We start from the raw sequence: 23,645 nt of genomic DNA on the forward strand, positions 1-23,645 counted from the left end.
GATGCTTATATTTTTCGGTGTCATGGCCGAGTAGGTGTCCAAAAAGGAAAATCATGGACGGTGCTAGTTTTTGTAAACAATGCGGAAACCCTCTTGAATCAGTTGATCAATTTTGTAGTAAATGTGGTGCGAAAAATGAGTCTAATTTATCACACGATCAAGCTCCAAAAGAAACAATCCAATTCTCTAAACATATAAGCCCAAAATCAGCAACCACAGCACTTCTACTCAACTTTTTTTTAGGAGTGTTGGGTGCACACCGGTTATATGTCGGTAAAATAGGCACTGGATTATTAATGCTCGTTACAATAGGTGGGTTTGGTATTTGGGTTTTGGTTGATTTGATTCTTATTGTGACTAATAAGTTTGAAGACAAGCAAGGAGGTTTATTGGAGTTAACCCAAAACTCTTCACCATTCAAAACTGCAATAGTGATTAGTACAGTTTTAGCATGGTTGCTATTGTATGTACTTATGGTATTTGCACTCGTATTTTACTTTACTAGTGGGCTGGTTTATACCATTGAGCATCAGCTGAATGCTCTGCAATCTGGCAATATTGAAAAAGCGTACTCATATACATCGAAAGATTTTCAAAAAACCACCTCTATAAATGATTTCAAAAAATTTTTAGACCAATATCCCTCAATAAAAAATAATGAAAGCTATTTTTTTAACACAAGAGAAATTGAGAATAATTTAGGATTTGTGAAGGGAACTTTAACTGCAAAAGATGGTGCTAAAACACCAATCGAATATCGCTTAATAAAAGAAGATGATACTTGGAAAATCTTAAATATTAAGGTGGTTCCTACTGGTGCATCGATAATGATAAATAATAAAACTAGTGAGCCCCCCAGTACTACACCATCTCAAGAAAATTCTTTACCCAAGTTATTTGAAGCTAAGGGCAATAAATATTCAATCAGATATCCTGACGATTGGTCCTATGTTTCTCCTTCAAAGGGGACTATTGTGTTCATGGGTAAAAAAGGAACCGCTGCTTATCATGTTAATGTTAATATTCAAACAATACTTTCAAAAAAATCCGGAGGTAAGTATTCAAGTATCAAAGAAATAGTGGATGATTTAAAAAAACAACTTTCCACGCAAGCATCTAATGCGAAAATTTTGTCTCAAGGTGAGGGAGAGTTACCTAAAAATCCCAAGAGATTTCATGGGGAATACCTTGTTTTTACTTATACTTTTAAGGGCAAAACGTTTAAACAACTGGAATTTATCATTTCCAGAGATGATGAATTGGCTTTTTATACTTGGGCGTATACTGCCCCTTCAGATCAATATGATATAAATCTCCCTATTGCTAAGGCCATGTATGAATCATGGATTATTGACTAACTTAACGAGAGCACTGCAAAAACCATAAATAATGGAGTGTACATTGTGAGAAAATTAATTATTATTTTAGTCAATTTAATTTTAGTAAACTATTCTGTACCTCTCCTTGCAGGTGTCCCACAACTTAATCTTGATTGTAAATCTTTATCCGAACATATGGTCATTTCAGGTTATCCCCGAGGTGAAGGCTATGATTTAAAAATAAAAATAAATGATCATGTACTGCGTTATGTGGATAAATGTAGTGATATAAACTGCTCAAAGAGAGAGAAATATGGAGACCTCTACATAGTTGAAGCGCTAAATAAAAAAGTATTTACCATTTATTTTGTTGAACCTACTGATAATGGTGAACTTTTTATGGGATATTTTTATGCGCTACCAGAAACGGTTAAATATACAAAAACTACCCACGGGTATCGTGCTGAGTATATAGCACTTTACGATGGGGCGGATCCTCGTAGCAAAACATCTCCAAGAGCGTTTGTGGGCAATCCGATTAAATTAACTTGTATACACCAGGAAGAACTTTAAGAATCTCTTCCTAGTTTATTATTACCCCATTACCTGGAAAACAAGAAAATCTCCCCCTGTCACACTCTCTTCCTCTTGAAAAAGCCTCTTACTCAACGAGGTAATGTGGTCCGTTTTTTAGGTGTGTTGTCTGAAGCCCATATGTGCATGTTATCCCTGAAGCGAAATGAAAGAACTTTGAGGAGCAAAAGGCAATGGAGCTTGCTCCTACAGTTTCTAATAAATTACATAGTCTCATGGGTTATATTGCTATTTCTTGGATCGTCTTTTGGGTTAATATAAATTTACTACACATAGGAAAGTTTAAATATCCTATTGGATTACATGTAGGTTTTCTACGATACAGTAGATTTTAGACTCAACAGATAAGTCCCTGGCTGCATGCAACCAGTTTACGCTTTACTGCCATGTTTTTTACTCAAGAGGACGTCTTTATCTTAATATACTGTTACAAACAACCAATTTTCATAGCTGATCATGTTTACATGCAGTCAGCAAGCTAAATTATCCGCTGAAAAAAGTAATCTAAATATTTTTCATTTGAAAACAATAAGTTGCTGTGGGAACATATCCAGCGAGATGGATGTGGCTCATATTTTAAAGAGGATGATATGCAAGAACGATTTTTTAAAGAAACCCGCTCTGAATTTTCAATTTCATTACCTTTGCTCAGTTCAGAAGATTTGGATCATTTACAGACTTTATGTGATGAAGGGATTGATATAAATACCCTGCTTATTCACAAAATGCCAAAAACAGATTTGCATGTTCACGCTGAAGCGGGCATTTTGATCGATACCAAATTAGCCAAAATAATAGCAGCCCGCAATAATATCCCATTTCCCGATGACTTGGTCGACGACCAAACTCAGCAATGGAAATTTACTGGTTCGGATAATCTTGATCAATTTATCAAAGACTTTCGACGTATTTCAAATATTTTGCAAACGCCGCAAGATATTGAAGACATTATTTACGCATTTTATAAACACTGTTATGAACATCATGTCATCTTCGCTTTACCAGGAATTTCTTGGATACAATGTAAAGAACAAATGACTTTCCTTGAATTTAACCAAGCCTATAATCGGGGTCTTGCCCGAGGTATCAAGGATTTTGGTGACACCACTACATTGAGGTTACGCTATTATCAAGAACGACATATAAATTCAGAAGAATTTCAAAAAATATGGGACATGATTCAACAATATCCTAATCCTATGGTAACAACGATAGGCCTTGCCGGATCAGAAGATGGTTTTCCATTGGATAATTTTTTTGAATTTTTTGAATCACTCAATCATTTTAGACAAAAAATGGGCAATCCCTGGTATTTTCTTACTGCCCATGTGGAGCCGGAGTCCCCTGAACGTACCCTAGAAGTTGCAAGAAATTATTTGGATTGGTTTGCCCATGGTAGGAATATTGCAGATTATCCCCAGCTCAAAAAAACACTTAAAACTTCGGGGATGACTCTTGAAATATGCCCTTTAAGTGATGTTGCATTTTTTCCGAAATCCATTCCAGATTTACAAGCCCATACTCAATTCCAAGCTTTATTTAAAGAAGAAATGATTTCTTTAAATTCAGATGACCCGGCATTTTGTGGAACAATTGATGAAGTATACCAGTGTGTTTTCAAAGCACTGAACTGCGATATGGCGCTTTTATTCCGATGCACTTATAACGGTTTATTCCCAGCGGCACGCAACACCTTAGAAAACATGCGTTTTTACGCCCCAGAAACTTATCAAACCCACATGTTGATTCTCGAAAACGGCATGTTGAAGCTTAAATTTTTTGAAACATATTGTTGTTTATTACAAGAGATTAGAACCATAAGTGATGCGCATCGCGAACTAAAAAAACAAATTTTGGAAATTAGCTTGCACACTCCCCTAAGTGAATTAAATCGTCTCTCATCAACTCTTTTGAAAATAGGAAAAGAGACCAGCATCACCTCATTAATAGATATAAGACAAGAGATTATTAGGACGGCTAAAGTATTAGAAACGAAAACGTTGCAAGCCATAGAACAATTTGAACGGGATTGTCGCCTTTCCCAAGAGCAAGCTTTCAGCGGTCTTGAAACATAATCTAGAACAACCAGGGTAATTTAGCATTATAGGTCAGGTTCAAATAGGGAGCCCGAATTAGCGAAGCGAAATTTAGCTATATTTATTTCTCAGCTTGTAGGAAGATATATTGTTGAATGTAAATAAATATCACCTACACATGATTATGTCAGGATAGTCCAGAGCTTTTGTATAACATCTCTGAAACTTTTTTCCTATTCTTTACATAATTGAATTCGCAGCTCACTAATATCCTCATTTTTGTAAAACAAGAATATATAGCAGCGTTACCCCTATGCGGCTTTTGCTAGAGGGCTACTCATTCTACGTAAACTAAGCAAATTCAGAATTGCCTGAAAATTCTGATTTATCCTCTCTTGTATTGGCTTTCACATGCCAGAGTGGCAACATCAAAAATAATGGAATCAAGCAACAAATTAACAGCGTGAGGAAGAAATTATCCCAGCCGTAATTTTTGATAATTGCACCCAAAGGAGCACCAGCCAGAACAGCACCTAAACAATAAGCAAAAAATCCGGCAAAGCCAGTTGCGGTTGCCGCTGCTTTTTTGTGTGCTAACTCCGCACATGCCATACCAATCATCATTTGTGGTCCAAAGATAAAAAAACCAAAGAAAAAAAGAAACAATGAATCGAGAAATGGTGTATATCCTCGAGTGAATGTAAAGAGCAACAAAGTGACAAATACACCTGCAGTAAAGAGCACATTTATCGGATTGCGTTTACCTTGAAATATTTTATCCGACAGCCAGCCCGCGGCCAGACTTCCAAAAAAACCACCTACCTCAAACCATATGACACAACTACCTGCTGTGATTAATGAATAATCCTTCGCTTCGGTTAAGTACAGCATGCTCCAATCATTAATGGCAGTTCGAACTACATAAATAAACAAGTAAGAAATAGAAAGAATCCAAATATATGGGTTGCTTAATACATACTTCCAAAGAATTTCTTTAACTGAAAATTCTGTTTTTTCTGGGTGGTGATTTGCTGAACCAGAAAAATCGTTATTATATTGCTCTATCGCAGGTAAACCCAGCGATTGCGGGGTATCCCTTAAACGATTGATTAAAAAAACGCCTCCAAAAATGCAGATTACTCCCGGCACAAACATGGCTGAACGCCAACCGAAATATTGCGCGCACATCGCAACAATCAAGGGAATTAATGCACCCCCCACGTTATGTGATGTATTCCAAATGCTCCACCAACGACCACGTTCTGATTGTGAATACCAATGCGTTAATAATTTAGTACATCCTGGCCATCCCCAGCCTTGGAACCAACCATTCAATCCCCAAAAGATTGCAAATAACCACCAAGTAGAAGACAAACCAAACAAAATATTAAAAACACCTGTCAAAATTAGTCCAATCGCCATTAAGTAACGGGGATTTGACTTATCGCCCAGAATTCCACTCAAAAATTTGCTGATGCCATAACTTAAGCTCAAAATGCTAGCGATCATTCCGAGTTCAGTTTTGGTCATTCCTAGGGTGCTTTGCAACGCAGGCATCGCGAAGATAAAACTTTTTCGCGTAAAATAAAACAAAACATATCCTAGATACATGGCATAAAAGGTGCGGATACGCCAATAACGATATTGCTGTTTAACAACGGTTTTATCCTGAATTTCATCAAGATATGGAGCTGGTTTTAAAAAATTCACAAATGCCATGATTATCCATCATCATGATAAAAAAATAAGATTAGAATGTAACTCGCAAAGTATGTCAAATCATTTCTAATTTAAATGATAGCAGCTCATATCTATTAATAACTAATTAAAAATTTGAATGGAATTCTTGTGAAATTATAAATAAGCTACACGATTTGCATTCAAGGGATTTGTCGTAATGAAAGAAATAATAAGTTTATTAAAACAAGAGCCATCCAGTTTTGTTAATTATAAACGTCCTGATGTCCTAATGGTTTTAAAGAGAAAATTCAATACGCAAAAAGACTGGATTATTACTTCGTTCAACCAATATCAATTTACCGAAAAAGAATCGCAACAAGTCCAAAAAGCTATTTTAAATGGCGATCTGCGAATAACCGATCTCCTGGAGCGTCCGTTTTATCACCATTTTTGGAGTTTCCTCACCTTTAAGTGGGGGGAAATACTTTCAGGTGGAAAAAGACTATCCAAGCAAGAAGTCTTACAAATCGCAACCTACTCTAGCAATGGCCAGGAATTTGCAAGAACTCCCACTCAAAATAGAAATAGACTGTTAAAGGGAGTGCCATTAGTCACCGGTAAAGTCGTTACTTCCATGGCACTTTGTATGGTGTTTTGCCTGGGATTATTAAGTACTTTAGGAGCCCCCTTTGGGTTGAGCCTCGCTTTGGCGATAGTTCTGTCTTTTTGTAACGGCATCGTGTGTTTATTAAGCCGTGGCCAAGCCATGCTTGATAGTGCTGGCTTTCAACCTCAAAAGCAAAAAACCTTTAAGATTCTTGAAGAAAATATTAAAGAAAAAACGGTATTGGATAGAGGTCAGAAATTATTTTTTGGTATCGTAACCTTATTAGCCTGTATTTCTGCGGGCATTTCCGGATATGCTGGTCTCGTAGGACTGCTCACTTTTTTAGGGGCAGGTATGATGGCTTCTAACCCTCTGGTTTTGGCAGTTACGATTGGACTATCTCTTATTGCAGCGGTTTCTTTCTATTCGTTTCAAGCTGTAGGGATACGTGAAAATTATACAAAATTCAAAAATCTTTTTATTGAAGATTACCAAAAACCCTATGGTCTGTTGCGATGTGTCTTATTAGGAGTTGTGAGTACGATTTTTTTAGCTGTTTATGCAACACTAACCTGGTTTACTACGGTATCCGGAGTTAATAAGCTTTTTAATGCGATAGGGGCGAACTCTAATACCTTGTTAGCACATATGATTGCCATGATATGTACTTCGACAACCATGGTTGTTAATACTTTTTCACAAGTTTATAAAGTTTTTAACCCGAAAACCTATGTCGACCTTAAAGAGAAATTTGAATCAATATATCAACCCCTGGAAGAAGGCCAAACAAAAGCAGAAAAGATAAAATATGGAGCCCTCAATATGCTCAAATTATTAGCTTTGATTGGTGATTCCCTTGCGTATTCTGTGGCCGGTGGAATCCGAAGCGGAATTCATGTTGGGGAAACACTGGGTGAGGCCATAGGGGCAAAACTTGCCTTAACCATTACCATGGCAATCTTGTCTCCAATCATATTAGTATTCGTATCCGTCGCTTTTACTTGGCCAACCGTTTTTCATAGGAAAGAATCGGCTCGAAATCCTTCACAGATGGAACAATCATTGATAAAAAAAATGAATCAAAGCCCTATTTCTCAATCACTTCAAAACAACCCTCTAACTCCACCCTCCGAACAATCCCCCCAATCAAATAATTCTAAAGGTAAGCAAGCGGGCCTAAGATTTTTTGATGAAAGCTCGAAGGAAGAGCACCGTGGCAGCCCTAATTTAGAGCGAAAAACAGCCCGGAGCTGCTTCTCACTATAAATGAAATATTGAGCTCAGGTACGGTTTTTTAAAAATAACCTGTTGTAGGTGGTACCGAAGTTGGGTCGCAAACGACCCAACTTAACTGATAGCGAATTTACAGATTTTGATCACTTAACCAGGGACTCCAACAAAGAATGTGTAGTGCCAAAGTCTGCTCATTTTTAAGTCAATTACTATACTGCTTATTAGTGTTCCAAAGTTCGTTGAAGAGTTAAAATGAAAGTACATTTGTTTTTATTGATCAGGCATTAAATAGATATGAACACGATATTAACAACGTTGCTTTGCTGGATAGAACTTATAAAGAAATAATTTCTAAAGTCCCAGCACCTCAATACACTCAAACTCATGCAGATTTTGCATTGCAAGAACTTAATTTCCAAATCGAACACCGTGTGAAAGCGCATGATTTGCATCCAGCCATTCAAAGACTTTTAGCAAGCATTCCTCAGGAAAATATAAAAGAAAATACCCAGGGTCTCCCAGACATTTCAAAAGAACGACTGGATAAAAATTCCATTGAAAAACTACACGTTCAAACCGTTGTTGACGATTCCTTACTGGATACCACTGGAATTCACCCAAATGAAGCGGATGTACCTCTGCAGGTATCCGAATCTGAACGAACCTTAAAGCTAATTAATATCTTATCCCATTACATACAGACAAAAAAAGATGAGTTGGAAAAAGATATTGAGTCATCCAAACAATACAAAACCAAACTAATTGAAGTCAAATTTGAATCGAGCGTTGAAGAAAAAATAAATGCTGCTCGTCATTTAATAGACCTTCTTGAACAAAAACCGGATACCAAGCCATTAGAGGACAAAGAATTTAGTGCACTCACTACATCTCGGTTAGGCAATAAAACTGCCGAATACATCGATTTAATCGAACATTTTTATAAACCGGAATTTGTTGCCCATCGGGGAGCCCAGGGTTAAAGACCCTGGACTCTATTAACTCTGTTTGTTTTCTTCCAATCTCGAAGCAAGTCTCACCTTGCGCCTGTGATGAGTTAATCGTTTTCACATCTTCAAAACTGTTACTTGCATAATCAACAATTAACGACCAAACCGATCAAAAAATAATCTATTATTATTAATATTAAAAGGTATTTTGGTTTAGAGGAATATATATGGAAGAGAAGAGCACTCTTAAACACAAGTATGTTTATGTTCTTGTAAATGATTTTCCTAGGTTGTTAAGAGCAGGAGAAACCTTAGAAAGTATTGCCCATATAACTTTTACAGAACATCAATCCATTTCAGAAACTCCTGTAAAAACTTACCCAGACTTCAAAAAAGCCGCACACGCATCGAAAAAATTATATAAAAAAACAGGAATTGACTTACAGCGACATGGTCATCCCCATAAATTATATCATACTGGGATTGCAAAGGTTAAAATAGATGGAACAACCATGGGAGAAGAATTAAACCAAGAACAATTTATAAAGGGGCTAGAATCCATCACTCATACGAGTGGAATAATCATAACTCGAGCAGAACTCGATCCACTAAAACACGAACAAGAAGAAGAGGAATATATATCGTATAAGGACGATGTTGGGGAAGAACGATTTAAAACCCACTCTATTATAAAAGATATTTCTGCAATCCCTCCTAAATTACGATATTTATTATTTGTTGACTTCGAATTATTTCACCATGGCAAGGAAAATTGGATAGATTATGAGTTTAGGGAGCGAAATTGTGTTAAAAATTTGTTTGAAACCACTACCACAATTCTCGAACTATATAAATTTGATCCAAAAATTAAAACCCATATAACACTTGAGATAATAAACAGATTGCATCTTCAACTGAGTCAAGGTTTGTCACAAATGGAAGCGGAAGGAGAATCTCTTACAGAATACCGCACTATTTACAACGGATTTCCAATTTTCAAAGATACAGCAACGATAGAAGGAATTACAGAATTATTATTCCGAATTAGAAATGACGACAACGCAGAGGGATTTATGCTTGGCAGTCCTTCTAAATTGGAATTTTCAAATAAAAAAGAGTTAATTGATGTAATTAGAGATGCGAGGAAAAATGCACTCGCATGTGCTGGTGAAACTTCTTCAGCCACCAGTACGAACATTAAAAATTTTAAGGATGATGAAATAGAAGCGCTCGCTCAAAACATTTATCAAAAAATCAAAAAAGGGGTACCTGTTTATATACTAACTCCAGAGCCTAAGTTAGCTTATGAATATGCTTTAGATGCGGTTAATACATATAATAAAGAAATTAAAGAAGCCATTACAGTGGATGATAAAATAAAAGCCATTGATAAACTAACCCATGAATTAGAGATTCTACACTTATATTATGATGTAAATCTTCGGACGAATTATTTATTGATTAACTTATTATTGATATCAAATGGCATAAAATGGACAATTTTATATAATCCAAATCGAATCGACCTTTATAGTAAAGAGCAGAGGATAAAAGAAATTAAAAAAGGAATTCTCCGATTTGAATATCTGATAGAACACCAGGAAGAAATGTTAAGAGATTATGAACAACTAAATAATGGATTAGCCAAGGAATTCAGATATGGTAATTTAGGTTTTTATCAACCTTTTGAGAGAGAAGATAAATTGAAAGCCCTCAAAAGAGCTGCACTCGAAAGCTCTGATCCGCAAGGTGATATAGAGCGCGAAATGCAAAAATTTGATGAAGATTCAAAAGCAGAACAAACTCAAATATCCAGTGTACTTGAGGTCTGGTCAAAAAAATACGAGGAAGCCGAAGGACCTTTGAGCAATTTTTTAAAAAAATTTACAATGTAATACTCCGAAAGTTTTAGAAAAATAACAAAAAATCATGTAATGTAAACATCATTATGGTCCTTTCTAGAGATTCAAATTTAACGTTTTCAATGATTCCCGATTTAATGAGATGAACTTTTTAATGAACAAAAAATTTTACGCCCTCTTTCTTGTTTTGAGCTTACAATCGTTTAAGGTTGTTGCACTAAGTGATAATGAGCAATTACTAAAGCAGTTTCATAACTATGGAATGACACACTGCGATAAATTTATTCTGATGCAAGCTGACTTATTAAATAAACCCAATCGGTCAATTGACATAGAGAGCCCTATCGGTGAGCTTGGGCAAGGCTACTCTACTGTAACACTAATAATTACTTATGGTTACAAAGGGGATACAATTAAACAAGATTTATCATTTATTGAAACACCCAACCGTTGCATCTTGACGAAACGAGCAACTCTAACCTCTAAGGGTCCTTGTAGTCAGAATATCAATCCGGATTATTGGTATATATCGAAGTCGATACCTCAAATAGATTATACCAGTTATCGAAACAAAGGTGATGCACCTATGTTGGCTAAGGAAATTAATGTAGGGGATTTTAAGGCATGCATTCAGGAGTTTCGTTTGACGAGTGACTCTAAACATGATTAGCTCCAGTAGTTGAGTTTCTAGCCCCATCCCATTCCGAAAGTTCATCTAGACTTAATTCTTATAACACAGCAAGCTTGACCACCAAGCAGGATGGCGTTCGGCGCAATATGAGGTTTAATCTTTTCCATCAAACCTTTCGCTTCACACTTCTTATCACAATTTCACACATAAGCTCATGCCTGTATAGTGTCATTCCCGCGTAGGCGGGAATCGATCCCTCAAATTAATTCTTACGTGTCTGTGAAATTGATTCTTCGCCCGCGGGGGAATGACAAAACAAGTTAGATGACCTAGCTTATTTATTTTAATGCTTCTTGATACAGCAATTTGCTATAATTTTATTAACTTCCAATTCATTAAAAATGACTCTATGGCTCAGAAAACGGGCAGCGCCAATTTACCTTTGCATTATGGTCGTGTGCCTACTTGGCTTGCGGAGCGTATGGCAAAATTAGGTGCGATCATATGTCAAGCTATCATTCATCATTACGGCCGAGATGAAATTCTTCGCCGTTTATCAAACCCCTTTTGGTTCCAATCCTTTGGAGCAGTTATGGGCATGGATTGGCATTCTTCGGGGATTACCACGAGTGTTATTGGTGCCCTGAAGCGTGGTTTAACCCCACTCGCGCAAGAACTTGGGGTTCATGTTTGTGGTGGCAGAGGCAAATATTCACGACAAACTCCGCAGGAGCTTCTTAGTATTGGAAGCAAAGTCGGTTTTGACGGACAGCAGTTAGCGCAATGCAGCCGTCTGGTAGCTAAAGTGGATAGTGCGGCGGTCCAGGATGGATTCGATCTATACTTGCATGGTTTCATCGTTACTGATGATGGCAAGTGGACAATTATTCAACAAGGCATGAATACGCTTAATAAACAAGCGCGACGATATCACTGGTTATCTGAAGGATTGACTAGTTTTATTGAGGCACCTCATACTGCCATAGAAGGATTTCATCAAGGTAATATAATCAATCTTACCGATCAACGGGCTCAATTATCACGATTTAAGCAAATTGAGCTTTTGAAAACGTGTTCTCCTGAGCGTATTCTTGCAGAGATATCCAAGCAAAAAAAGAATGACCTAAAGTCAGTAAATGACTCAACAGCACAACTTCCTTTACCCCATCTCGACTTACCTGCACATCATGATGTTCGAGCCGAAAATATTTCCATTACCCGTTTACATGCCAATATTGCTGCAGCCATCAATCGAGGCCCAGAAGATTTTACCGAGCTTCTTTTAACACCTGGCGTTGGGGCAAGAACTATTCTCGCTTTGGCCTTTGTAGCTGAAGTCATTCACGGGGCTCCCTACAGATTTTCCGATCCTGCCCGCTTTTCTTTAGCTCATGGTGGAAAAGATCGTCACCCCTTCCCTGTTCCAGTTAAAGTCTATGACGAAACCATTCGGGTGTTGAAAACTGCAATACAAAAAGCAAATTTAGGTCAAAGCGATAAATTGGATGCCATTAAACGACTTGATAATCAAGCACGCGAATTAGAACAACATATTATTTCTGGTCCCTCTGTAGAAGAAATAATGGCTCATGAAAAAAAGGTCTCTCCTATGTATGGTGGCAGGAGTGTTTTTGGATGGGAACCGTTAATTCCTGACTAAGCTAATTCGCCCTTATTAAAGCAGTTTTATTTTTCAATAATTGATTAATGCGTTGTGCATCTTTAGGCGCATTGGCTTTTTCATCATTGTCAAAATAGCAATAAATTCTTTTCCCCTCTTTATGCCAATTAACAAATTTCTCCACATATTCCGCTAAAGTAGTTTCTTCATAAGCTCCTTTATATGCCTCTATATTAGGTCCATGCATGCGGATATAGATAAAGGAACTAGTGATTATTTCCGGTGAACGATACATTTTATGATCATAAAAACACAGTGACATTTGGTTTTTATCTAACAGCTCATACAGTTCTTCGCAAAACCAGCTCTTATGTCTGAATTCAAAGGTGTAAAAATAATTTTTAGGAAGGTGCTGTATAAATGTCTTCAAAGTAGGAATTTCTATTTTCCACCAAGGAGGAAATTGAAATAGTATAGGTCCTAACTTTTCTTCAAAATTACTAAAGGCTTTAAGTAATTTATCTAAACTTTCAGTGCTGTCTTTTAACTTTTGAAAATGGGTGATATATCGATTTGCTTTACATGAAAAAGTAAAATCGGGTGGTGTTATCTCTACCCAGTTCCTTATATTTTTTTCTTTAGGAATTTGATAAAAACTGTTATTAAGCTCCACACTATTCAACAGCTCAGCATAATAAGGAAGTATTAGATGAGGTTTGATCTTTTCAGGATAGAAATTACCCAACCATCCTGAATAGCTCCATCCTGAAGTACCTATATTAAATGGATTTTTTTCCATAAAAATCTCGTAATTTTAAATGATGTTTAATTATAGGACAAACCAACACGTCTGCTGGGTCAAATGACCCAACTTAGATTTTCTAGGAGTTTATTTTGGATTTTGTCCCGGAGTAGCTAATCCATTGTGGTTAAAATAAATGGAACACGCGTAACGAGATGGGGACTTCTTAGGAACTTCTTTTCCATTCTTACTCATATCAGCATTGGTATAACGGCAAAGGATGCTTTTTCCTTTACGATAAGAATGTCCCGCTGCACCTTCTTCTTGAACCCCAGGCCCTGTGAGCATATTGTATAGTTTTTTTGCTTGCGTACCATGAATATTAAACTGCATGGCATAAGCGGTGGGCATGCTAAAAAAACAAATAGAAGTAAAAACCAAGGCAATTTTTGCTGGACGTTTCATACTACCTCCCTTTTGTATTAGTTCCATATCCATAAAATAATTTTGCGTGTCTTTTAGAGTAGTTGGATGGACCACAAAAAGCCAGTGATTCCCTACTTGATTGAAAAATTGTTTTAAAAAGGAGCCTAATCAATATCGATTCAGGCGTGTTTAAAATCTAGGCGGACTCGTTGACTTTAAATCACTGGAATGGATAATACTATTCCTTTTTGGTATAGGTTTTACTCATGGGGAAGGTTAGCAAAACTGCGGAAATGAGAAACAAAATTATTGAGAAACTAACTACTGCCTTTAAGAAACTGGTGACCGAGAATGGCCAGGCAAAAGCTCCATTAGCAGCACTTATTAATGCTGGTGATAATCCGCAAGTTTTACTGATTACAATTGATAAAAAACCGGTTACAATCAAATTCCTAGGTGGATCAGCGATTTCTCTTTTTTCAGCAACATATAAAGATATTAGTGTTATATTTCGCGTGTTATCCGCTGAAGAAAAATATGTCGCAGCCTATGATGTCCTGCGAGTAAATCCAGAGGTTGCTAAGCACTTTCCCGAACGATATCTTTTACTTCCTTTCAAAAATCGCAAAAGTAGTTATTACCTTGAGCTAATAGAATATTGTGCCAAGGGAAGTCTTGAGCAAGATGCAGAGGATTTCGATACTTCTTTGGATTATTCCATGAAAATGTTACAGCAAATGGTAGATATAGAGAGGGCTGGCTTTCGTTATACCGATATTAAACCGAGTAATTTTATTATTGCTGATGATGGACGTTTAGTCCTTTCTGATATTAAGTCTTTATTGAATGTATACACAGAAAGCTCTATTCCGAAGATGGAAGTGGCTCAAACCCCTATCTATCGTTCCAGACCCACATCACTCAGCGTAACACCCAACCTAGATAATACTAATGAATATTCAATTTCGGAAATTGATTATAAATCCCGATATAAAATGGGAATTAGTATTTATGAAGTGATAACAGGGATCCGGGTTGCCAGTAATTTTGGGAACTCAAAGAAATCGTTATTTAACTTCATGAGCAAACAACAGTATGAATTAAAAAAAGACATACCCACCCTGGGATTGGATATACAGACCATTCAGTTGGCTGTTACCAATTTATCGGCTTATGTAGATCAACTCGGTATGCAAGGACCCGCTACACGACTCGATTTTAACCATCCCGCCTTTAACTCTCCCTTAGGCAAGAGTGTACGACAGGTTATCCGCGGCTTAACTCATGAGGAATCAAGTAAACGGCTGGAGTTTTCCCAAGCTTTATTAATTCTAAAGCTAGCTACGAAGAAGCATGTTATTTCATCAACTGCTAATCCAAATTCAGAGCTATCTTCCCCGCCATTAGATGTCCCAAGAGCCTGTGCCCCAGAGAAGAAGAAACATAAGGCCAAGAAAAAAGCTTCCATTAAAATGTTGCCAGAACAGGAATTAGCCTCTTCTTCTGCTTCATATGCCGTAGATCCAGAATTGGAACAAACAACACCGAAGCAAGAAAAAAAATCCATTCCGAAGTTGAACCTTAAATCAAGCCAATATTCACATCGTGATTTAGAAAAGCATTTAATGTTTAGAGATAAAACGCCGCAAACAACAAGAGAAACAAAACAGATAGAAGAAGACAAAAAAGAGAACGTTTCTCATAAACGAAGTGATTTTAAAGGCAAAGGAAGAGCTTCTAGTGTTGCTGTTATCCAAAGTATAAGTAAAACGAAAAAACTGCAGGAATCGGAGCAATCTAATTCAGAAAAATCCGATAATTCAGCACCAAAATATTATTAAAAAAACAAACCAATTGGATGGTTCAAAATGCGTCAGATAAAGTCCCATTCTTTATGTCCGGCGCGCGTCTTTGGCGTTTAACTGTTTGATTTAATTGCCCAATTTTTTAAATCAGTGAATTTTTAATAATGGACTTTATCATATAAAATAAGCAAAATGGATTTAAAGAATTCAGGGATGAGAGGGCAAGGATATGCCAAAAAACTATAAATTCCATGATGATGATACTTCTGAAGAATCTTGTTATGAAAGTGACGGAGAAACGAAATATTATCCCCAAAAAAATATTGGTTCTGGAACTTACGCCAGAGCACGAAAATTCCAATCTACTGATGGTCAACGCTCACTTGCCGTGCTTAAACCTGTGGATAAAGACGATATTGATTTTATCGAGGCTTATAATAAATACACATTTTTTAAGACGCTCTACCCGAAACAAAATAATGCATTAATAGAGCGCGATGACACTTATCGATTGGTGCTTCCCTATATTGTTGGTGTACCCTATGAAAAATTGCACTTGACTAATGAAAGGCAACAAATAAAGCTTTTTCTTTCTGCAATTGAAGCATTAAAAGACTGCCATAATAAAGGTTATATTGTTCTGGATTTAAAAGCGGATAATATCCATTTTGACAAAAACTCGGGAAAAAGTTATTTGCTTGATGGAGGTATATCTGTAAAAAAAGGGATGCCACTCAACCCGGATATCTTTTGTGTAACAACGAACGAGGAGCGGATATTAAATAAAAAGAAATATACGCAAATTGCACCCGAGTGCTGGTCTCAAAAGCCGATAACTGCCCAAAAAAGTATGGATGTTTATGCTCTAGGCGCTATGATGCAATCCATTTTAAAACCCTCCGTGGATCTCAATCGTCTCATTCAATTATGTCTCGTCCACCAGCCAGAACATCGGCCAACTTTGAGAACACTCGAAAAACATCTGCGACAACTATTAGTTCAACCTAGAAATCACCCCCGAGACGCATCACCTAAAAGACACTCAAGTAATGTACTAAGCAATTATACCCATGCTATGAAAATACTAGCTGAACAAAGTATTGTACCTACGAAAAAACAATATAAAAGACTTAGAGAAAATAATAAAATTCCCAAAGCTATTGTGGAATTTAATAATGCCTGTGCTCTGATCCAGGAGAGTCAAAATACTATTAAAAATCTTTATTTTAGTACTTATAAAAGAGAAACTCTCACTTTAATGCTCCGAGGTCCTATCGAATTTAAGAAAGAATATCCTCAGATTGAAAAAAGGGCTATGGTCTTTATTAATACTCAATTGTTTCGAAGATTTACACAAACGCAGGCTATAAAAATTTTAACTACATTAGACAACTCTAAAACACAGTTAGTTATGCCACATCCTTCTAAACCGAGAAACAGTATTTTTCATGCTCCTAAAAAAAGAGCGGAACATAATGAAGTAGAAATGGATAGATTGATCATGTAGTTACAATTTGATTCCCCTGGCAAGAGTGTTGGATCAAATGATCCAACCTATTTTTGCCTTATGCTAGTAATTAGACTGGCTGAACCTTGGAGCCAACAGAATGAGCATTGCTTTCATCATGTCGGAAAATTGGACGCTTAAAGAACTTAAAGCCTTTTTTTTCTGATTGAGGCGGAGAAGCAGGACTTTCTTCAATATTTAAAGTGATGTTCGAAAAAGATTCCAATTTGCTACGAAAACTGACGATATCCTCTCTAGTACCTCCCTTAATAATCGTTACTTTCTGTAAGGTTTGTTGATTTTTTTCAATAAAGAACAATAACTGAGTAAGTTTTGATTTATTCTGAAAGTCACTAAAATCATGGATCACTATTCCTTTCAAGTTAGAAAATTCCATCGCTCTTAGCATGCCAAATAGATCTGAAAATTTCTCATCCTGTAATTTGGATGCAGAGGTATTGCAGGGAGTTAACTTGTCTGGAGAAGAATTAATTGAAAGGAATCTTTCTTGCTTAAATGTTGAAGAATCAAAACTGTGATCAATGCTATTTCGCAGAGCAATTAAATCCTCTTTGACTTGCTGCAAAAATAGCTCTTTGGCAGCGTCAAGCACACTTTGGTTAATATTATGAAAAATATGCTCCTTATTGGGAGGAGCCTTTGAAAAAATTTCATTGAATTTTGCTGTTAATACATCCTTATTTAGTTTTTCTTCAATTACAAGAGTCGTAAAAAATTTTTCTATCAAACTAGATATCCGCTCGGGAAAGTAACGGATTTCTTCTAAAAATAGATCATCCTTTAATGAGGGCCCGTCTAAATTCATTGCAAACCAAGTCGCCGTTTTAGTTTCTATCGTAGCATCCTGAATGGCGAAACGAATTTCCTCTAAAAGATTAAAAAATTAATAAATCTCGTAAGATTATTAGGAGGTTTCACAGAAAATTTTTCTAAATGATCGAGGTAGCGGAATACCATTGGTTGTTCAAGAAGGGTTTCAATGAGTATTAATAATTTCTTGAGTAATTTATCGTGTTGTATTCTTCGCTGTTTGTTTGCAAGTAGCTGAATTTGCTTTGTATTTTTTTCCCAAGTCGTATTGATTTTTAATACCTTTGGTCCAGAAGGTTTTTTTTCTGGATCAGTATAAAGCGCTCCAAGGGGCATTTCATCTTTAAGAAATAGGCGCATATCATTTACTTTTAAAGACTTTGTGAATTTAAGTTCTTTTTTTACTGTGGGTAAGGGTACCTTATTTTCGGAAAGAGAGCTATCGAGAGTCGGCTTGCTATTAAGTGGAGGGGCTTCGTCCGATGTTTTCCGCAGATCCTTTTCACCGGTTTGACCTTGAGTTACCGCTAGTTCTGGGGATGTTTGCGACGGATAGGATGGATTAGTTGACGAAAGAGTAGGCTCCTCACTTATTGGATTTTTTTTTGTATGTTCGAGCATAGGTCTTCTCATTTACGAATAGTATGTGTCAAATTATAAATAAAACGTTTCTTAGCAAAATTGCTAGGAGATTTATTGTTCCCGATATCGATTTTTAAAGTCAGAATTGTACAGCGAGGTAGATATCCTGTTCTGAAAATATAGTACTCAACGGTTAAGTAAAATAGCATAGGTCTTTAAAAAATAAATCTTTTTTTGGGTGATTAGAATAAAAAAATTATGCGGGATTTAGTTGGTATGAAAATAGGGAGGGTGTAGCGATAGAAATTTGATTTATAACCTAGGAGATATCGCTACCATTTTATTATATCAGTTCAACATTAATTTATTATTAATAGTTTTGGGCCTAGGCTAGAGAATTTAAATTTCAAAATCTAAGGTTACTTCATTAATTCGAAATAAAGCTTTTATTTATTAATTCAATTTTCATAAAATGGCCATTAAATTGATCATCATTAACTAAGTCCCGTTTTATGCGACGTTCACAAACTTTTATCTTTATCCATGGTGCCTGGCATGCTTCTTGGTGTTGGAGGCCTATTGCAAAAGAGCTCTTCTCCAAAGGGCATAAGGTATTGATGCCAGATTTGCCGGGTCATGGTATAAACAATCAACTAAGCAGCTCTATATATTTTAATCACTATGTGCAAAGTGTTGTTAGTTTGATTCGGCAACAACCCGAACGGGTCACTTTGGTTGGCCACAGTATGGCAGGTTTAGTCATTGCAGCGGTTGCTGAGATTATTCCTAATGCTATTCGTGAACTCATTTTTGTCGCAGCCTATGTTCCGCAAAACCATAAATCTCTGTTTTCATTGGCGCAAGAATCTGAATCAAATAATCTTACTCCTTTTTTGATCATTGATGAAACATTACAAGAAATTCGCCTTCAGTATTCCTCGAATTTAGTCAATATAATGTTTAACTGTTGTCGCCCGCAGGATGCCCAAAAAGCAATGGTTCGGCTACAACCTCAACCTTTACATCCGTTTACCGAACCAGTCCATGTTGGTGCACACTTTAATTGTATTCCGAAACGTTCTTTAGTTTGCCGAAATGATAAGGTTTTACTCCTCAGTGATCAGCTAAGGATGAGTAGAGAGGTTACCGATAATATTGTATATTTAGACGCCGATCATGCCGCTTATTATTCAGGCGTGCGCCCGATTATAGATGAATTATTAAAATAAGAGAAAGTCATTTATGCGTGAAAAAATCTTAAAAGATAATAATGTTGCAACCACTTCCCTATTAGCTAATTATTGGAAAAAAGAGGCTAAATCTAAAGAAAATTGGCCGGCATTAACCCAAAAACAAGGCACAAGAGAAAACGATTTATTTAAAGATTCTCTGATGCAAAACTTCGTGAGCGAGCAAGTTAAAGAAGAAGCCGAACAACGGTTAGATAAAAGAATGTGGTTGCCGTTAGCTACCCGCACCCGTTTTTTTAGACGTACCGTATCCGATGCAGTCAAAAACAAAGAGGTTACGCAAATCATCATTTTAGGAAGCGGCTTTGATACCCTACCCGCTCGTAAAATCAAATATACTCAACAATTCGGTGCACGATTTTTTGAAATTGACCATCCGCAAATTTTAAAATGCAAGGAACAACTTTATTCCGAACAAAGTATTAATAAAAATGCCACGTATATTGGTTTAGACTATGTTAAGGGAGATTTAATCGCTGAGTTAGCAAACAATGATATTGAATTCACAAAGCCAACTTTAATTTTATGGGAAGGAAATACTTTTTATCTCGAAAAAGAAGAAGTAATACGAATTTTACGTGATTTATCAAGTAAATTTAGCCATTTAACCATTACCTTCGACTACATGCATACTCTGATGCAAACTGGCGCAAAACAATTAGACTCCACTGCGAAAGAACAATGCTTAGAAAAAACTTTAGATGAGTTTGCTAATAAAAAATCCCCTTTCAAGACATTTTTTGAGCCAGGTGAGATTGTGCTTCTATGTAAAAAACTTGGGATAGAATGCATTGATCATAAAACAGCAGCAGAGTTAGCTAAAGAATACAAAGTGGATGAAGAACCGTATTATACAGCAGAAACGTACTCCATGATAACCTTTCAGAACAAGTAAATCACCGCTTCCCAGTCAAGTAAAATTTTTTTTCGCGCGCACACTCCATCGTGCGCGAAAATTACCATTTTTTCTTCATAATTTACTTTCAATTTAAAACCCTTCTGAGGATTTGTTGATCAATATGATTTCTATATAAAGTATCTGTTCTCGTTTTGAATTTTTTGTTTTAATATGCAAAAAAATGTCCTTTCCTAAATCTTAGTAATCAAGGTGAAATTGTGCAGAAAAAAATTGAAATTTTAAATTCTATTAAGCCTGTATCAACGATCATAATCTCTTCTAAATCCAAGAAACTAATTTCTTTCGAGATTAGCCAGATAGCAACCGAACCTTTTGGAACCTATTTTTTAGATAGGGTTATGTCTCCAAAAGGACTCGCAACAGTTATTGGTGTATCTAATGGATATATATGGTTTTGGATTGATGGGGATAGCGGTCCAACTTATTGGGACAACATTTATGAAAACATATTCAGTTCTGATGGATTTAGTAAAAGCCAAGATACGAATTATCCTCCAGAAGTAAAAAACGCGTTAAATAAAGCGTTGGGATTTGATATCCCTTTTGAACGTATTTCTTCTCCTGATTTAATGACTTTACTAAAGGGAGCTGGCCAGTATACTACTGAATCTTTGACTAATTTCTTACAGACTTTCTTACAAGAAAAACCCGATGTGTTTATCAAGCAACTTGAGTTACTGATTCAAGAGTTCGAAAAGTTATCTATTTCTGATTTTGATGTCCTTGCAGAATTCGCTGAATTAGAAAGGGACCCTAAACCACAACTCCTTTCTTTTATACAAGGAACGCAAATCAACGAGATTACAAATGGGCAGGTAACTACTCTTAAAAAAATAGTTAACGAATTGCAAGCTGAGATTGAGATGCTTGAAAATAGCATGAAACTATTAAAGCCAGATGGCCAGACTTCTCTTCATAACATGCTCTCCACGTTAAAGCAAAATCTAGAACTAAGTCAAAAAGATTTAATCAAAGCGATTCAAAACTTAAATCCTGTAGACTCCAAAGTCACTCATCTAAAAAAAATTAGTCCTTATAAAAAATTTAATGTCCTTTTAAAGGCATTGATTGAGGCATATTATGGGTGTCAAATAACCCACCCCGATTCCTTGTCCCTTAAGTGTTATTTGAAAGGTGCGACCATACTGACACAATTTTTATATGATCAAGGGCACCAATTTTTTGATATTGAAGGAGATAAAGTTACCAACAATAACAATAAGCAAGAAAAGTCGGAATCATTAAGTCGTCTTGAACTAATGTACCTTTTCTTATTATTGAGTGGTAGTGGTGCAACCTCACCCACTCTACAAGCACGCGTGTACCTCAAAATTTTTGAAGCCCTTGGGATTACCCCTAATGATAATGAACACATGCCTGAAACATTTAATTTAATGCATTTTATTTCCAATAAGCCTGATGATTTTATAAAAATTTATCGATATTTTTTTCTCACAGAAGGCCCATGCAAACAAAAAGCGGAGGAACTCATAGGCAAGAAAAATTCGGTTTTTCTAAGTGAATTAGGTAAGTTAACTTGTCATTACGCAATGGCATTGAAAATCAAAGCGATGCGTCCTGATGCAAAACCTGGTGCCCGGCAGGAAGTTAGTTTTTATTTGAGACGAGGGGTTAATTATCTTTTGCAGGCGGTGAAACAAAGGATGCCTGAGGCAGTTGAAACTTTGGATGCACTATGTAGCCAAAATGATACGGATAAGCACATAGAAAATATGATTGAAGTAGCAAAGGAGCTTGCTTCTTATTATTCTAATACAGGAAACTTTAGTAAAGCGCACCATTATTTAGATATTGCTTCGGGTATACGAAATAAGGAAATTCAAGGGCTCCAAAAAGAATTGCAGGTACTGCAAGTCAAAACGATGATTTTAGAACACACTGGTGAAAAGCAAAAGGAAGCCATTGAGACACTCATGCAGCTGGTTCGCACAAATGATCGAGCGGCTTTTGATGTATTCGAAGAATTAATTATGAAGGTGCCTGCAGTCGCTTTAGCGGCGGTAGTCTATTGGCATGAGAAAGAGATAACTAAATTATCTCCTCTATTGTTGGAATTTGCGGCAATAGAAAATTCTAACCTTGTTGCATGGTATCAAAATCAGTATCAAGTAAAATGCAAAGGGAAAAAAAGTGACCTGTCTTCAGTCCTGTGTGCAGCAAAAGTGGGTTTTCCTCCTGCGATTGATGAACTCAATCAATTACTTATTAGTAGTCCTAGTTATGCAGAAGATAACAAACAAACTCTTCTACCCATTATTCGGAATTTTGAGATCTCACAATATATTGCCCCAGAGCATTTAACAACGCTTCTTCTACACTATCATTCCAAACAGGATTTATCGAAAGAAGCTTTGAATAAGTTCGTGGAATCCCTAGCTCATACGTTTTTTAAGAAATCAGAATCCTATTTTCACCTTCTTTTTCTTATACTTCGTGATTTAAGAACTTTAATTGGTTCTGACGAATTGATAGCTGTTTTATTCGCAATCAAGAGAACAGGATTATTGTCGCCAGAACACCATTCTTTACTAAGAACACTAGCCACTCTTTTCATTGAACGAGCAGCAACTGATGATAAGTCCTTGTTTCATTCCTTTACTTTAGAATTCCTTCCAAACTATCCTCAATTAGCTCAAGCACTCTACAATGATAGTGAAGCATGGGATATTTTAAAAAATAATGAGCAAATAGCCAGCCTTATTAAAGATGTCATCACAGACAAGAAAAATCCTAAAGAAGAAAGCAGCCTTATGAACTTCTCTATATTTAAGGGGAATAATAAAGAAGAACTAACTAAGACATCAAAAGAAGAGGTAGAGATAAGTAAGGAATCAGATTCTAAAGGAGTTCAAAAGAGGTTTGTTTGAAGACTGAAATGTTTTAGGACCACTATACAACTAGTTTTCTGTCTCATATTTTTACCGAGTTTGTCGGGGTCGTTGCCCGACAAACTATAGTAAATACAAGATTACTTTCTGATTGTTCTATGGTATTTTTTCTAAGAAATAGCTTGGGTCTACAGCCTAAATCTA

Annotated in this window: 18 protein-coding genes; 13 read left to right on the top strand and 5 right to left on the bottom strand. The window is 36.3% G+C overall.

The genetic code is table 11. From position 1 onward, the window contains the following. Window positions 1–53: 53 nt before the first annotated feature. The 3 genes from ACWTE2_RS11860 (at window position 54) to ACWTE2_RS11870 (ending at window position 3,988) form a co-directional block, all read left to right on the top strand. Complete coding sequence (locus ACWTE2_RS11860; protein WP_454785485.1) at window positions 54–1,358, top strand: DUF4864 domain-containing protein; 1,305 nt, start codon at window positions 54–56, stop codon at window positions 1,356–1,358. Window positions 1,359–1,403: 45 nt separating this feature from the next. After that, a complete protein-coding gene (locus tag ACWTE2_RS11865; protein WP_454785486.1) occupies window positions 1,404–1,892 on the top strand; it encodes a hypothetical protein in 489 nt (162 codons plus the stop codon). A 611-nt stretch (window positions 1,893–2,503) separates the two neighbouring features. Next, a complete protein-coding gene (locus ACWTE2_RS11870) occupies window positions 2,504–3,988 on the top strand; it encodes a hypothetical protein (protein ID WP_454785487.1) in 1,485 nt (494 codons plus the stop codon). A gap of 312 nt (window positions 3,989–4,300) precedes the next feature. Here ACWTE2_RS11870 and pgtP read toward each other — a convergent pair whose 3' ends face one another. Next, the gene (gene pgtP, locus ACWTE2_RS11875) at window positions 4,301–5,668 is read right to left on the bottom strand and encodes a phosphoglycerate transporter protein PgtP (RefSeq protein WP_454785488.1); all 1,368 of its coding nucleotides are present in this window, start codon (window positions 5,666–5,668) and stop codon (window positions 4,301–4,303) included. A gap of 178 nt (window positions 5,669–5,846) precedes the next feature. Here pgtP and ACWTE2_RS11880 point away from each other — a divergent pair, with 178 nt between their 5' ends. From ACWTE2_RS11880 to ACWTE2_RS11900, 5 genes are all read left to right on the top strand, one after another. Then, on the top strand, window positions 5,847–7,502 hold the full coding sequence (locus ACWTE2_RS11880; protein WP_454785489.1) for a hypothetical protein: 1,656 nt from the start codon (window positions 5,847–5,849) through the stop codon (window positions 7,500–7,502). A 287-nt stretch (window positions 7,503–7,789) separates the two neighbouring features. Next, window positions 7,790–8,449, top strand: a complete 660-nt coding sequence (locus ACWTE2_RS11885) for a hypothetical protein (RefSeq protein ID WP_454785490.1) — start codon at window positions 7,790–7,792, stop codon at window positions 8,447–8,449. A 194-nt stretch (window positions 8,450–8,643) separates the two neighbouring features. Beyond that, window positions 8,644–10,311: a hypothetical protein gene (locus ACWTE2_RS11890; RefSeq protein WP_454785491.1), complete on the top strand. Its 1,668-nt coding sequence runs from the start codon at window positions 8,644–8,646 to the stop codon at window positions 10,309–10,311. Between the two features lie 121 nt (window positions 10,312–10,432). Then, window positions 10,433–10,948 (top strand): hypothetical protein, encoded by a 516-nt coding sequence (locus ACWTE2_RS11895; RefSeq protein WP_182392597.1) that lies wholly within the window; start codon window positions 10,433–10,435, stop codon window positions 10,946–10,948. 370 nt (window positions 10,949–11,318) lie between these two features. Then, entirely contained in the window at window positions 11,319–12,569 is a 1,251-nt protein-coding gene (locus ACWTE2_RS11900) for a DUF763 domain-containing protein (protein ID WP_454785492.1), read from the top strand. Between the two features lies 1 nt (window position 12,570). Here the strand turns inward: ACWTE2_RS11900 and ACWTE2_RS11905 are convergent, their stop codons facing one another. Continuing rightward, complete coding sequence (locus tag ACWTE2_RS11905) at window positions 12,571–13,329, bottom strand: DUF72 domain-containing protein (RefSeq protein ID WP_454785493.1); 759 nt, start codon at window positions 13,327–13,329, stop codon at window positions 12,571–12,573. A gap of 90 nt (window positions 13,330–13,419) precedes the next feature. Beyond that, a complete protein-coding gene (locus ACWTE2_RS11910; protein WP_454785494.1) occupies window positions 13,420–13,737 on the bottom strand; it encodes a hypothetical protein in 318 nt (105 codons plus the stop codon). Between the two features lie 227 nt (window positions 13,738–13,964). On the opposite strand from ACWTE2_RS11910, the gene ACWTE2_RS11915 reads away from it, so the two are divergent. Both ACWTE2_RS11915 and ACWTE2_RS11920 read left to right on the top strand, forming a co-directional pair. Continuing rightward, window positions 13,965–15,539: a protein kinase family protein gene (locus tag ACWTE2_RS11915; RefSeq protein ID WP_454785495.1), complete on the top strand. Its 1,575-nt coding sequence runs from the start codon at window positions 13,965–13,967 to the stop codon at window positions 15,537–15,539. Window positions 15,540–15,732: 193 nt separating this feature from the next. Continuing rightward, entirely contained in the window at window positions 15,733–17,010 is a 1,278-nt protein-coding gene (locus tag ACWTE2_RS11920) for a protein kinase domain-containing protein (RefSeq protein WP_454785496.1), read from the top strand. Window positions 17,011–17,080: 70 nt separating this feature from the next. Here ACWTE2_RS11920 and ACWTE2_RS11925 read toward each other — a convergent pair whose 3' ends face one another. Both ACWTE2_RS11925 and ACWTE2_RS11930 read right to left on the bottom strand, forming a co-directional pair. Beyond that, window positions 17,081–17,758 (bottom strand): hypothetical protein, encoded by a 678-nt coding sequence (locus ACWTE2_RS11925; protein WP_454785497.1) that lies wholly within the window; start codon window positions 17,756–17,758, stop codon window positions 17,081–17,083. A gap of 140 nt (window positions 17,759–17,898) precedes the next feature. Beyond that, on the bottom strand, window positions 17,899–18,462 hold the full coding sequence (locus ACWTE2_RS11930; protein WP_454785498.1) for a hypothetical protein: 564 nt from the start codon (window positions 18,460–18,462) through the stop codon (window positions 17,899–17,901). 473 nt (window positions 18,463–18,935) lie between these two features. On the opposite strand from ACWTE2_RS11930, the gene ACWTE2_RS11935 reads away from it, so the two are divergent. The 3 genes from ACWTE2_RS11935 (at window position 18,936) to ACWTE2_RS11945 (ending at window position 23,480) form a co-directional block, all read left to right on the top strand. After that, entirely contained in the window at window positions 18,936–19,652 is a 717-nt protein-coding gene (locus ACWTE2_RS11935) for an alpha/beta fold hydrolase (RefSeq protein WP_454785499.1), read from the top strand. A 13-nt stretch (window positions 19,653–19,665) separates the two neighbouring features. Next, complete coding sequence (locus ACWTE2_RS11940) at window positions 19,666–20,568, top strand: class I SAM-dependent methyltransferase (protein WP_454785500.1); 903 nt, start codon at window positions 19,666–19,668, stop codon at window positions 20,566–20,568. Between the two features lie 221 nt (window positions 20,569–20,789). After that, window positions 20,790–23,480 (top strand): hypothetical protein, encoded by a 2,691-nt coding sequence (locus ACWTE2_RS11945; RefSeq protein WP_454785501.1) that lies wholly within the window; start codon window positions 20,790–20,792, stop codon window positions 23,478–23,480. Window positions 23,481–23,645 lie beyond the last annotated feature (165 nt).

This window comes from Legionella nigrisilvae (assembly GCF_977063395.2).

What these genes read in the sequence shown, in the direction of transcription:
- ACWTE2_RS11860 (WP_454785485.1), top strand. Translation starts at nt 54, where the DNA reads ATGGACGGTGCTAGTTTTTGTAAACAATGCGGAAACCCTCTTGAATCA.
- ACWTE2_RS11870 (WP_454785487.1), top strand. Translation starts at nt 2,504, where the DNA reads ATGCAAGAACGATTTTTTAAAGAAACCCGCTCTGAATTTTCAATTTCA.
- pgtP (WP_454785488.1), bottom strand. Translation starts at nt 5,668, where the DNA reads ATGGCATTTGTGAATTTTTTAAAACCAGCTCCATATCTTGATGAAATT.
- ACWTE2_RS11880 (WP_454785489.1), top strand. Translation starts at nt 5,847, where the DNA reads ATGAAAGAAATAATAAGTTTATTAAAACAAGAGCCATCCAGTTTTGTT.
- ACWTE2_RS11890 (WP_454785491.1), top strand. Translation starts at nt 8,644, where the DNA reads ATGGAAGAGAAGAGCACTCTTAAACACAAGTATGTTTATGTTCTTGTA.
- ACWTE2_RS11895 (WP_182392597.1), top strand. Translation starts at nt 10,433, where the DNA reads ATGAACAAAAAATTTTACGCCCTCTTTCTTGTTTTGAGCTTACAATCG.
- ACWTE2_RS11900 (WP_454785492.1), top strand. Translation starts at nt 11,319, where the DNA reads ATGGCTCAGAAAACGGGCAGCGCCAATTTACCTTTGCATTATGGTCGT.
- ACWTE2_RS11905 (WP_454785493.1), bottom strand. Translation starts at nt 13,329, where the DNA reads ATGGAAAAAAATCCATTTAATATAGGTACTTCAGGATGGAGCTATTCA.
- ACWTE2_RS11910 (WP_454785494.1), bottom strand. Translation starts at nt 13,737, where the DNA reads ATGAAACGTCCAGCAAAAATTGCCTTGGTTTTTACTTCTATTTGTTTT.
- ACWTE2_RS11915 (WP_454785495.1), top strand. Translation starts at nt 13,965, where the DNA reads ATGGGGAAGGTTAGCAAAACTGCGGAAATGAGAAACAAAATTATTGAG.
- ACWTE2_RS11920 (WP_454785496.1), top strand. Translation starts at nt 15,733, where the DNA reads ATGCCAAAAAACTATAAATTCCATGATGATGATACTTCTGAAGAATCT.
- ACWTE2_RS11930 (WP_454785498.1), bottom strand. Translation starts at nt 18,462, where the DNA reads ATGCTCGAACATACAAAAAAAAATCCAATAAGTGAGGAGCCTACTCTT.
- ACWTE2_RS11935 (WP_454785499.1), top strand. Translation starts at nt 18,936, where the DNA reads ATGCGACGTTCACAAACTTTTATCTTTATCCATGGTGCCTGGCATGCT.
- ACWTE2_RS11940 (WP_454785500.1), top strand. Translation starts at nt 19,666, where the DNA reads ATGCGTGAAAAAATCTTAAAAGATAATAATGTTGCAACCACTTCCCTA.